This window comes from Sphingomonas sp. FUKUSWIS1, from assembly GCF_000733135.1.
GTDB lineage: Bacteria > Pseudomonadota > Alphaproteobacteria > Sphingomonadales > Sphingomonadaceae > Sphingomonas > Sphingomonas aerolata.
The window spans coordinates 11,023-21,172 of the sequence record NZ_JPJC01000284.1 but is presented as its reverse complement, the minus strand read 5'-3'; the positions used below and the strand labels follow the sequence as shown (position 1 = coordinate 21,172).

At 67.4% G+C, this 10,150-nt stretch carries 11 protein-coding genes; 1 reads left to right on the top strand and 10 read right to left on the bottom strand.

The annotated features are described in order from the left end of the window. The 10 genes from sphsw_RS18130 to sphsw_RS18085 all read right to left on the bottom strand — a co-directional run. Positions 1-1,358 (bottom strand): acetyl-CoA carboxylase biotin carboxylase subunit (locus sphsw_RS18130; RefSeq protein ID WP_031441848.1); only part of this gene is annotated, 1,358 nt, incomplete at its 3' end. Between the two features lie 55 nt (positions 1,359-1,413). Then, positions 1,414-1,785, bottom strand: a complete 372-nt coding sequence (locus tag sphsw_RS18125) for a lysozyme inhibitor LprI family protein (RefSeq protein WP_031441847.1) — start codon at positions 1,783-1,785, stop codon at positions 1,414-1,416. After that, positions 1,776-2,897: a biotin synthase BioB gene (gene bioB / locus sphsw_RS18120; protein ID WP_081874431.1), complete on the bottom strand. Its 1,122-nt coding sequence runs from the start codon at positions 2,895-2,897 to the stop codon at positions 1,776-1,778. The genes sphsw_RS18125 and bioB overlap by 10 nt, the downstream gene beginning before the upstream one ends. After that, the gene (gene scpA, locus sphsw_RS18115) at positions 2,897-5,041 is read right to left on the bottom strand and encodes a methylmalonyl-CoA mutase (protein ID WP_031441845.1); all 2,145 of its coding nucleotides are present in this window, start codon (positions 5,039-5,041) and stop codon (positions 2,897-2,899) included. The genes bioB and scpA overlap by 1 nt, the downstream gene beginning before the upstream one ends. A gap of 122 nt (positions 5,042-5,163) precedes the next feature. Further along, positions 5,164-5,949, bottom strand: coding sequence for an enoyl-CoA hydratase-related protein (locus sphsw_RS18110; protein WP_031441844.1), 786 nt, complete (start codon positions 5,947-5,949; stop codon positions 5,164-5,166). A gap of 130 nt (positions 5,950-6,079) precedes the next feature. Beyond that, positions 6,080-6,499 carry a methylmalonyl-CoA epimerase gene (gene mce / locus sphsw_RS18105; protein ID WP_031441843.1) on the bottom strand — a complete coding sequence of 140 codons (420 nt, stop codon included), beginning with the start codon at positions 6,497-6,499 and terminating at the stop codon, positions 6,080-6,082. Next, entirely contained in the window at positions 6,496-7,014 is a 519-nt protein-coding gene (locus tag sphsw_RS18100; RefSeq protein WP_042467818.1) for a hypothetical protein, read from the bottom strand. The genes mce and sphsw_RS18100 overlap by 4 nt, the downstream gene beginning before the upstream one ends. Then, the gene (locus sphsw_RS18095) at positions 7,011-7,223 is read right to left on the bottom strand and encodes a hypothetical protein (protein WP_037530777.1); all 213 of its coding nucleotides are present in this window, start codon (positions 7,221-7,223) and stop codon (positions 7,011-7,013) included. The genes sphsw_RS18100 and sphsw_RS18095 overlap by 4 nt, the downstream gene beginning before the upstream one ends. Then, positions 7,220-7,522, bottom strand: coding sequence for a hypothetical protein (locus sphsw_RS18090; RefSeq protein WP_031441841.1), 303 nt, complete (start codon positions 7,520-7,522; stop codon positions 7,220-7,222). The genes sphsw_RS18095 and sphsw_RS18090 overlap by 4 nt, the downstream gene beginning before the upstream one ends. 59 nt (positions 7,523-7,581) lie before the next feature. Beyond that, positions 7,582-9,108 carry an acyl-CoA carboxylase subunit beta gene (locus sphsw_RS18085; protein ID WP_031441840.1) on the bottom strand — a complete coding sequence of 509 codons (1,527 nt, stop codon included), beginning with the start codon at positions 9,106-9,108 and terminating at the stop codon, positions 7,582-7,584. A 101-nt stretch (positions 9,109-9,209) separates the two neighbouring features. On the opposite strand from sphsw_RS18085, the gene sphsw_RS18080 reads away from it, so the two are divergent. Then, positions 9,210-10,150: XRE family transcriptional regulator (locus sphsw_RS18080; RefSeq protein ID WP_042467822.1), on the top strand; the 941-nt coding region annotated here is incomplete at its 3' end.

The following is a 10,150-nucleotide window of genomic DNA, read 5'->3' as shown; positions in this document are numbered from 1 at the left end:
ATGATCGCCGACAGGAAATCGATGTTGTTCCCCGGCCCCTCGAGCTCGAACGCGTCGAGCGCCGCGATCTGCGCCGCGACCGCCCCCTCGCGCGTCGGCGCCCAGGTGATCAACTTGGCGATCATCGGGTCATAGAACATGCTGACCTCGCCCCCCTCGCGCACGCCATCGTCGACACGGACGCGGGGTTCGGCGGAATCCACATCCCCTCCCCCGTTCGTGCTGAGCGAAGTCGAAGCACCCTCGCTCAGGGCGAACGGGAGAGGCGGATTATACCGCACCAGCCGCCCGATGCTCGGCAGGAACCCGCGATACGGATCCTCCGCATAGACCCGGTTCTCGATCGACCAGCCGTTCAGCTTCACCTCGTCCTGCGCGAACCCCAGCGGCTCGCCCGCCGCGACCCGGATCATCAGCTCGACCAGATCGAGCCCGGTAATCTCCTCGGTCACCGGATGCTCGACCTGGAGCCGCGTGTTCATCTCGAGGAAGTAGAACCCCTCGCCGCTCGTATCCGCGCCCGACACGATCAGCTCGACCGTCCCGGCCGAATAATAGCCGACCGCCCGCGCCAGCGCGACCGCCTGCTCGCCCATGGCTTTGCGCATCTTCGGCGTCACGAACGGCGACGGGGCTTCCTCGACGACCTTCTGGTGCCGCCGCTGGATCGAGCATTCGCGCTCGTTGAGATAGACGATGTTGCCATGCTGGTCGCCGATCAGCTGGATCTCGATATGCCGCGGGCTTTCGATGAACTTCTCGATGAACACGCGGTCGTCGCCGAACGACGCCAGCCCCTCGCGCTTGGTCGCCTCGAAGCCCTCGCGGACGTCCTGCTCGCTGTACGCCAGCCGCATGCCCTTGCCGCCGCCGCCCGCCGACGCCTTCATCATCACCGGATAGCCGATGTCGCCCGCGATCCGCACCGCCTCGTCGGTGTCCGCGATCTCGCCCAGATAGCCCGGCACGACGTTGACGCCCGCCGCCTTGGCGAGCTTCTTCGATTCGATCTTGTCGCCCATCGCCGCGATCGCAGCGGGCGGCGGCCCGACGAACGCGATCCCCGCCTCGGCACACGCCCGCGCGAAGCTCTCGCGCTCGGACAGGAAGCCGTAACCCGGATGGATACAGTCCGCGCCCGTCTCCTTCGCCGCCAGCAGGATCAGCTCGGCCTTGAGATAGCTCTCCGCCGCGGGCGCTGGTCCCAGCCGCACGCTCTCGTCCGCCATCAGCACGTGCGGGCTGCGCACATCGGCGTCGGAATAGACCGCGACGGTCTTGATCCCCATCGCCTTGGCGGTGCGCATCACGCGGCATGCGATCTCGCCGCGATTGGCGACCAGGATTTTCTTGAACATCTCTCGCCCTAAACTGTGCCGTCTCCCCGGCTTGGCGCCGGGTGCGGACGTGTATTTACTGGTACCAGATCATCGATTTGAGCTGCGCGGTCCGTGCCTTGGTCAGGCCGGTGCGACAGCCGGCGATCGTCATCCCCTGCGCCGACCCGCCGGCATATTGCCCGCCCTCGATCACGCATTGCGTGTCGCGGAACTTCAGCCACGCGCGCTGGCTTTCGAGCAGCGATCCCGCAAACCCGAAGCCACCGCCACGCGACGTGTCCTGCGCATCGCGCCGCTTCATATAGGCGTAGGTCCGCTTCCACTGCGCGGTCATCGCCGCGTCCGCCTGCGCATAGCTGCTGCCCGCGGACCGGGTCATCTGCGCCTGCGCCTGCGACTGGGGCTGCATCGGCGCGGCGGCGATCAGCAGTGCGATCAGCAGCATGTCTTGGCCTCGCGCATCGGTTCGGCACCCGTCATCGGCGTCATGCCGAGCTTCGCCAGCAACGCCGCATCCGCGCTGTCGCCCGCATTGCCCGTCGTCAGCAGCGTGTCGCCGGTAAAGATCGAATTCGCCCCCGCCATGAAGCACAAAGCCTGGGTCGCCTCGGACATGCTCTCGCGTCCCGCGGACAGCCGCACCATGCTCAGCGGCATCGTGATCCGCGCGACCGCGACGGTCCGCACGAACTCGATATCGTCGATCTTCGCGAGCGGCGTGTCGGCGAGCATGTTGCCGAGCACCGTCCCCTTGACCGGCACCAGCGCGTTCACCGGCACGCTCTCGGGATGCCGCGGCAGCGTGGCGAGCGCATGGACGAAGCCGACGCGGTCGCTGCGCGTCTCGCCCATCCCGACGATCCCGCCGCAGCACACCGATATGCCCGCATCGCGCACGTTGGCCAGCGTCTCCAGCCGGTCCTCGAAGGTCCGCGTGGTGATGACGTTGCCGTAATTCTCCGGCGAGGTGTCGATATTGTGGTTGTAGTAATCGAGCCCCGCATCGGCGAGCTGCTTTGCCTGATCCGCGTCGAGCATCCCGAGCGTCATGCACGTCTCCAGCCCCATCGCGCGCACGCCCTCGACCATCGCGACGACCTTCGGCATGTCGCGCGGCTTAGGGTTGCGCCACGCAGCGCCCATGCAGAACCGCTGCGATCCCGCCGCCTTGGCGTGCGCGGCGTCGGCGAGGACGGCATCGACGTCCATCAGCTTTTCCGCCTTCAGCTGCGTGTCCGCGCTCGCCGACTGCGAACAATAGCCGCAATCCTCGGGGCACCCGCCGGTCTTGATCGACAGCAAAGTGCACAGCTGCACCTCGCTCACCGCATGATGCGCCCGGTGCACGGTCTGCGCCCGGTACATGAGTGCGTCGAACGGCAGGTCGAACAACGCCGCGATCTCCGCCCGCGTCCAGTCGGTCCTTGTGCCGTTCCCCGGCGAAGGCCGGGGTCCAGTTGGAGAGGTCGACGTAACGGAGGACTGTACGTCGTCACGACCGGCGCCCAACTGGGCCCCGGCCTTCGCCGGGGAAGTATCTTCGAGACTGTTCAGCATTATTCTGCGGCTTCCTCTTGCGGGCCCATATTATGGCCGAGGAGCTTCAACACGTCCTCGGCGGCCTGGATCAGGTTGGTGCCGGGTCCGAAGATCGCCTGGACCCCGGCATCACGCAGCGCCTGATAGTCCTGTGCAGGAATAACGCCACCCGCGATCACCTTGATATCCGCGCGTCCCGCCTCGCGCAGGTGGCCGATCAGCTCGGGGATCAGCGTCTTGTGCCCCGCCGCGAGACTCGACGCGCCGACCACGTCAACGTCCTTGGCCAGCGCCAGCGCGGCGACCTCCGCCGGGGTCTGGAACAGCGCCCCCGGCACGATCTCGAACCCCAGATCGCCGAACATCGACGAGACGAGATTGGCGCCGCGGTCATGCCCGTCCTGCCCCATCTTGGCGACCAGCATGCGGGGCTTGCGTCCCAGCCGCCGCTCGGTCGCTTCGACCCCGTCGGTCAGCCGCGTCCAGCGCGCATCGTCCTCATACGCGCCGCCATAGACGCCCGACACCGGCGTCGGCTGCGTGCCATAGCGCCCGAACACATCCTCCATCGCCGACGAGATTTCGCCGAGCGTCGCCCGCGCCCGCGCACACTCGACCGCGAGCGCGAGCAGGTTCTCCGACCCCTTCGCGCCCTCGCGCAGCGCATCCAGCGCGGCCCGGCACGCCTCCTCGTCGCGCGTCGCCTTCACCCGCGCGATCCGCTCGACCTGCCCGGCGCGCACCGCGACATTGTCGACGTCGAGGATCTCGATCGCGTCCTGTTCGGCAAGCTTGTACTTGTTCACCCCGACGATCACGTCCTCGCCGCGATCGACACGCGCCTGGCGTCCCGCGGCGGCTTCCTCGATCATCGCCTTGGGCCAGCCCGCCGCGACCGCCTTCGCCATCCCGCCCTCGGCCTGGATCCGCTCGATCAGCGTCCACGCCCCGTCGACCAGGCTCTGCGTCAGGCTCTCGACATAGTAACTGCCGCCGAGCGGATCGACGACCTTGGTCATCCCCGTCTCTTCCTGCAGCACGATCTGCGTGTTGCGCGCGATCCGCGCGGAAAAGTCGGTCGGCAGCGCGATCGCCTCGTCGAGCGCGTTGGTGTGGAGCGACTGCGTGCCCCCCAGCATCGCCGCCATCGCCTCGATCGTCGTGCGCATGACGTTGTTGTACGGGTCCTGCTCGGTCAGCGACACGCCCGACGTCTGGCAATGCGTGCGCAGCATCTTCGACCGCTCGTCCTGCGCGCCCAGCTCCGTCATCGCGCGGTGCCACAGCACGCGCGCGGCGCGCAGCTTGGCGATCTCCATGAAGAAGTTCATGCCGATCGCGAAGAAGAACGACAGCCGCCCCGCGAACTTGTCGATGTCGAGCCCGCTCGCGACGCCGTATTTCACATATTCCATGCCGTCGGCGATCGTGAAGGCGAGCTCGTGGAGCTGCGTCGCCCCCGCCTCCTGCATGTGATAGCCGCTAATCGAGATGCTGTTGAACTTGGGCATCTCGCGGCTGGTATAGCCGAAAATGTCCGAGATGATCCGCATGCTCGGCTCGGGCGGGTAGATGTAGGTGTTGCGGACCATGAACTCCTTGAGGATGTCGTTCTGGATGGTCCCGTCGAGCAGGTGCCGGGGCACGCCCTGCTCCTCGCCCGCGACGATGAAGAAGGCGAGGATCGGGATCACCGCGCCGTTCATCGTCATGCTGACCGACATCTTGTCGAGCGGGATGCCGTCGAACAGGATCTTCATGTCCTCGACGCTGTCGATCGCGACGCCGGCCTTGCCGACATCGCCCGTCACGCGCGGATGGTCGCTGTCATAGCCGCGGTGCGTGGCCAGATCGAACGCGACCGAGAGCCCCTTCTGCCCCGCGGCAAGATTCCGCCTGTAGAACGCGTTCGACGCCTCCGCGGTCGAGAACCCCGCATATTGCCGGATCGTCCACGGCCGCCCCGCATACATCGACGCCCGCACCCCACGCGTGAACGGCGCGAACCCGGGGAGGCCGGGGTCGGCGGTCACGTCCGCCGCGGTATAGAGCGGCTTGACGTCGATGCCTTCGGGGGTCGCCCAGGTGAGATCAGCGCCCTTCACCTCCTTGGCAGCAGCAGCCTCCCACTCGGCAAGCGTCGGATTCGGTTTGTCAGTCATACTCTAGTTCCCCGGCGAAGGCCGGGGCCCAGCCCTAAAATAAATCGCGCGCGGCAGCGCGTTCGATGCTGCGCATCGAGCCTGGGCCCCGGCCTCCGCCGGGGAACGAGAAGCGTGAGTCGTCACGTCCCCGTGAACACCGGCTTGCGCTTCGTCAGGAACGCGATCCCGCCCTCCGTCGAATCCGCCGACCCGCGCGCCGCACGCTGGTTGACCGCCTCGGCCTCCATCGCGCCCGCATAGTCGCTTGCATAGGCCGCGGTGATCGCACGCCGCATCAGCCCCAATGCCACCGTCGGCATCGCCGCCAGCCGCTCCGCCAGCGCGAACGCCTCGGCGTCGAGCGCGTCGTCCGCGACGACCTTGTGCACCATCCCCCAGTCGAGCGCCTTCGCCGCGGGCACCCGCTCGCCCAGCATCATCATCTCGGTCGCCCGTGCGCGCCCGATCAGCCGCGGCAGCATCCACGACGCGCCGCCATCGGGCACCAGCCCGATATTGACGAACGCCTGGAGGAAATACGCGCTCTCGCTGGCGACGCAGAAATCCGCGGCAAGAGCGAGGCTGCACCCGATCCCCGCCGCCGGCCCGCGCACTGCGCTCACCACCGGCACGCCCAGATCGGCGATCGCCGCCATCGCCGGATTATAGCTCCCCGTCAGCGCCTGATAGGTCGCCGCACCCGGATCGTCCGACCCCAGCGCCCCGCCACCAACATCCGCGCCCGAACAGAACGCCCGCCCCGCACCCGCGATCAACACCGCCCGCGCACCGTCGAGCGAGGCGACCGCGGCGGCAATCTCCTCGAACATCGCCGGCGGCGCCGCATTCAGCCGGTCGGGCCGGTTGAGCGTCAGCACCAGCACGTCACCGCGCCGCTCGCTCAGGATATGCTCGTACGCGGTCATGCCAGTCTCCCCCATCGATTACGCCCCAGTCCGCCAGCCCCACCCCTTCCGTTCGCCCCGAGCGAAGCCGAAGGGCCTGAGTCCCACGCACTCCGACCACGCCCAGCACGAACGGACGACGGATGCGGGGTCAATGATCCTCCCCCGGCGTCTCCATCAGCTCCACGAGCATCCCGCCAAAGTCCTTCGGGTGGACGAACACGATCGGCGTGCCATGCGCGCCGATCCGCGGTTCGCCGAGCACCGTCGCCCCCTTCGCCTTCAGCTCCACGACCGCGGCCGCGATGTCGGGCACCTCGAAACACACATGATGCTGCCCCCCCGCCGGGTTCTTGCGCAGGAACCCTGCGATCGGCGAGCTCTCGTCATAGGGCTCGATCAGCTCGATCTGCGTATTGGGCGCATCGATGAAGCACACCTTCACGCCCTGCGCGGGCAGGTCGAACGGCTCCCCGATCGCGGTCGCGCCGAGCAGCACCCGGTACGTCTCGACCGACTTCGCGATCGACGGCGTCGCGACCCCGACATGGTTGAGGCGGCCCAAAGTCATTGCGCATCCTCCGCCGCGGGCGGCGCAGGCGGCGGCGGCGGCACGACGCCGAGCGTATAGCCGCACACCCCCAGCACCTGCCGCACCATCGCATCGCTCGCCGGCGCGGCGAAATTGGCCTGCACCGCAAAGCCTGCGCCGTTGGTCGACTCGACCCGCAGCGTCTTCGATTTCACCAGGAACGTCGTCAGCCGCGTGATCGCCACGGGATCGGTGATGTATGTCCCCGTCCCCGGAAACTGCCAGTTATAGGTGAAGGCCGGCCCGCCATCGAAGCGCACCGCGACCGGCTTGTCCGCGCCCTGCCCGAGCGACTGCGGCTGGATGAACTGGATCGACACGATCGACTCGGTGCCGACGTCGCACTTCACGACGAACCGCGACAGCCCGTCATTGCCCGTGACCGAGGTGGAGATGCTCCGCACCCCCGCCGCATTGGTCCGGTCGGCGAGCTTCCACGCGGGCGTTGCTGTGCTTGTCGCAGCCGCGGCTTGGAGAAGCAGAAGCGCGATCATTGCTCGATCCTCGGGGTCGGTCGTATCCCGGACCGCATTTCCTCGAACGTTTCCAGGCGGATCAGCCGCCCGTTGATCTGGATGACCGAGTCGACCACGCGTCGCACCTGCCCGTTGGTCGCGGCAAGTTCCTCATTCAACCGCTCGACCTTGCTGCGGAGCAGGATGACGGATTCGATCGTCCGCATCGCGTCGCCGATCATGCTCATGCGACACGCTCCGCGTCGAGCAGCCCGGCCTCGCGCAGCCTGGCGTCGATATCGGCGCGCAGACGCTGCTGCCCCTCGATCGCCGCATCGAGCGCGGCGTGCATCGCCGGAAGCGCCTCGTCGAGTTCGTGGATCAACAGCTTGAAGCGGTCGTCCTCGGTCATGTCGCCCTCCACGACATAGCGCGACGTCGCCTCGCGAACGACATGCCCCACGGACATGCCGTTGCTCGCCGCAAACGCGTCGAGCGCCGCCTTGTGATCGGGGGTGGTCAGAAACGTCACGCGTTCGGTCTGCATGTCACGACTCCTTCGCATGACATGATAATGTGCTTGGCATGACCCAACAAGCCGCCCCCTCAGAGCGGGATGTTGTCATGCTTCTTCCACGGATTCTCGATGCTCTTGCCGCGCAGCTTGCGCAGCCCCAGCGCGATCCGCCGCCGGGTCGAATGCGGCTGGATCACCTCGTCGATGAAGCCCTTGCTCGCCGCGACGAACGGGTTGGCGAAGCGCGCCTCGTACTCCGCGGTGCGCGCGGCGATCTCCTCGGGCGTCTTGCCGCGAAAGATGATCTCGACCGCGCCCTTGGCGCCCATCACCGCGATCTCCGCGGTCGGCCACGCATAGTTGAGGTCGCCGCGCAGGTGCTTCGACGCCATCACGTCATACGCGCCGCCATACGCCTTGCGCGTGATCACGGTGATCTTCGGCACGGTCGCCTCGCCATAGGCGAACAGCAGTTTCGCGCCGTGCTTGATGATCCCGTTATGCTCCTGCGCGGTGCCGGGCAGGAAGCCGGGGACGTCGACGAACGTCACGATCGGGATCTCGAACGCATCGCAGAAGCGCACGAACCGCGCCGCCTTTTTCGAGCTGTTGATGTCGAGCACGCCCGCGAGCACCATCGGCTGGTTCGCGACGAAGCCGACGGTCCGCCCCTCGATCCGCCCGAAGCCGGTGATGATGTTGGCCGCATGCGCCGGCTGCGTCTCGAAGAAATCGCCCTCGTCGACGACCTTCCGGATCAGCTCGTGCATGTCATAGGGCTGGTTGGCCGACGCGGGGATCAGCGTGTCGAGGCTCTCCTCGACCCGGTCCCACTCGTCCGCGGTCGGCCGCTCGGGCACGCCCGCACGGTTCGATTCGGGCAGGAAATCGAAGAAGTCGCGCGCCGCGAGCAGCGCCTCGATGTCGTTCTCGAACGCATTGTCCGCGACCGACGTCTTGGTCGTGTGCGTCACCGCGCCGCCCAGCGCCTCCTGCGTCACCACCTCGTTCGTCACCGTCTTGACCACATCGGGCCCGGTCACGAACATGTAGCTCGAATCCTTCACCATGAAGATGAAGTCGGTCATCGCCGGGCTGTACACCGCGCCGCCCGCGCACGGGCCCATGATCAGCGACAGCTGCGGCACGACGCCGCTTGCGAGCACGTTGCGCTGGAACACCTCGGCATAGCCGCCAAGGCTGGCCACGCCCTCCTGGATGCGCGCGCCGCCGCTGTCGTTCAGCCCGATGATCGGCGCGCCGACCTTCATCGCGCTGTCCATCACCTTGCAGATCTTCTGCGCGTGGCGTTCGCTCAAGCTGCCGCCGAAAACGGTGAAATCCTGGCTGAACACGAAGACGAGGCGGCCGTTGATCGTGCCCGATCCGGTGACCACGCCGTCGCCGGGGATCACCTGGTCCTGCATGCCGAAATCGACGCAGTTATGCTCGACATACATGTCGAGCTCCTCGAACGATCCCTCGTCCAGCAGCACGTCAAGGCGCTCCCTTGCGGTCAGCTTTCCCTTGGCGTGCTGCGCTCCGATCCGCTTGATACCCCCGCCCACTCTTGCGGCTTCGCGGCGTCGTTCAAGCTCTTCGATCGTCGATGACATCGTCTCTCCGTCCTGCTGGGGGCTTTCACAGAGCGGGACGCAATGCGCAAATGCAATGTTGCAAACTTGTGCCCCCCATGTTTGCAAACTACACCCGCGGCATGACCAATCCCCCACGTCGCCTCTTCGTCGGACACCGGCTGCGCGACCTTCGCGGCACGCTCGGGATCAGCCAGGCGGCGATGGCGGTGCGGATCGGCATCTCGGTCAGCTATCTCTCGCAGATCGAGAATGGCGACCGCCCGGTCAGCGAAGCCGTGCTCGTCACATTGGCACGCGAATTCCCCGCCGACTGGGGCAGCATCGACGCCGCCGACGACACCGCGCTGCTCGTCGCGACGCTCGAGGCCGTCACCGACACCAGCGTCGCCGCCCCCACGCTCGACGAGAGCGCGATCCGCCGCGCGGTGAAGCACCAGCCGCTGCTCGCCCAGCGGCTCGTTGCGATGCACGACGCCTATCGCCGCGCGCAGGAGCAGTTGCGCGCGCTCGACGACCGTCTCGTCGCCGGATCGGGCGCGCCCGGGCTGCTCCCCTGGGAGGATGTCCGCGACTGGTTTCACGCCGCGGGCAATTATGTCGACACGCTCGATCGCCGCGCGGAGGAGATCGGCGAGACGCTCGGCAGCGACCGGATCGCAGCGCTCGAGGCGCGGCTCGCGGCGCGCGGCGTCTCGGTGACAATCTCGGGCGCACTCGCAGCGCCGTTACGCGACTATGACGGCGCGACCTTGCGGCTCGACGGATCGCAGCCCGGCGAGACCACGCTCTTCTCGCTCGCGCATCAGGTCGCGCGCGGCGAATTCGCCGATCTGATCGCCGACATCGTCGCCGCCTCCGACATGGCGTCCGAAACTGCGCGCGCGCTGCTGACCGCGGGGCTCACCAACTACGCCGCGGGCGCGATCGTCATGCCCTATACCCGCTTCCGCGCAGAGGCGCGCAGCGTCCGCCACGATATCGACCGGTTGCGGCGGATCTTCGGCACCAGCTTCGAACAGACCTGCCACCGGCTCTCGACCTTGCAGCGTCCCGGCGCGCT

Coding starts and splice junctions, on each gene's coding strand:
- sphsw_RS18095 (WP_037530777.1), bottom strand. CDS start 7,223: ATGAGCATGATCGGCGACGCGATGCGGACGATCGAATCCGTCATCCTG.
- sphsw_RS18110 (WP_031441844.1), bottom strand. CDS start 5,949: ATGACCGCGTACGAGCATATCCTGAGCGAGCGGCGCGGTGACGTGCTG.
- bioB (WP_081874431.1), bottom strand. CDS start 2,897: ATGCTGAACAGTCTCGAAGATACTTCCCCGGCGAAGGCCGGGGCCCAG.
- sphsw_RS18090 (WP_031441841.1), bottom strand. CDS start 7,522: ATGCAGACCGAACGCGTGACGTTTCTGACCACCCCCGATCACAAGGCG.
- mce (WP_031441843.1), bottom strand. CDS start 6,499: ATGACTTTGGGCCGCCTCAACCATGTCGGGGTCGCGACGCCGTCGATC.
- sphsw_RS18125 (WP_031441847.1), bottom strand. CDS start 1,785: ATGCTGCTGATCGCACTGCTGATCGCCGCCGCGCCGATGCAGCCCCAG.
- sphsw_RS18085 (WP_031441840.1), bottom strand. CDS start 9,108: ATGTCATCGACGATCGAAGAGCTTGAACGACGCCGCGAAGCCGCAAGA.
- scpA (WP_031441845.1), bottom strand. CDS start 5,041: ATGACTGACAAACCGAATCCGACGCTTGCCGAGTGGGAGGCTGCTGCT.
- sphsw_RS18100 (WP_042467818.1), bottom strand. CDS start 7,014: ATGATCGCGCTTCTGCTTCTCCAAGCCGCGGCTGCGACAAGCACAGCA.